This window comes from Psychrobacter cibarius, from assembly GCF_904845955.1.
GTDB classification, from domain to species: domain Bacteria; phylum Pseudomonadota; class Gammaproteobacteria; order Pseudomonadales; family Moraxellaceae; genus Psychrobacter; species Psychrobacter cibarius_B.
The window spans coordinates 1-544 of the sequence record NZ_CAJGYX010000035.1 but is presented as its reverse complement, the minus strand read 5'-3'; the positions used below and the strand labels follow the sequence as shown (position 1 = coordinate 544).

Here is a 544-nt window from a genome sequence, read left to right as displayed (position 1 = left end):
GCAGTTGTTCAGCCACATTCTCAATCATGTTTTTATAACTGGCAATCGTGGTTTTTGACTTAGCAGCCTGACTGTCGTCTTTGCCCGCTTCTTTGATATTGATAGGTTGCTCTACCTTAGGCTCATCTGCTGGCTTAGTTTTTTCAACGTCAGCTTCTTGAATATTAGCCTCTTCAATATCAGCAGCTTCGCTATCGTCATGTGCCTCGTCAATCTTTTCAGCTGCTACGTGCTCAGCTATAACAGTGCCTTCATTCGACGGCTCGTTAGTTACTTCTACTAGCGCTTGATCTGCTTCTAGTAATTGTTCGCTGTGAACACTGATATTATCAGCCTGAGCTTGATTGGCTAGCGCATTTGCCTCAACATCATGAGCATCCACATTGTTATCATCATGTTCAATAACCGTTTGCTCAGTATCAGCCGCTTGTTCGGTCGGTAGACTCAACACTGCGGGCTCCTGATAACTAGGATGTTGACCACGTGGATCGTTGCCAGCACGCTTACCAATGGCGCGTGGTTCGACGTCTGTTTTACCTTGCGT

Annotated in this window: 1 pseudogene; it reads right to left on the bottom strand. The window is 46.0% G+C overall.

The window, feature by feature from the left end:
• Positions 1-544: pseudogene (locus JMV76_RS14650) on the bottom strand (Rne/Rng family ribonuclease); the annotation flags it as partial.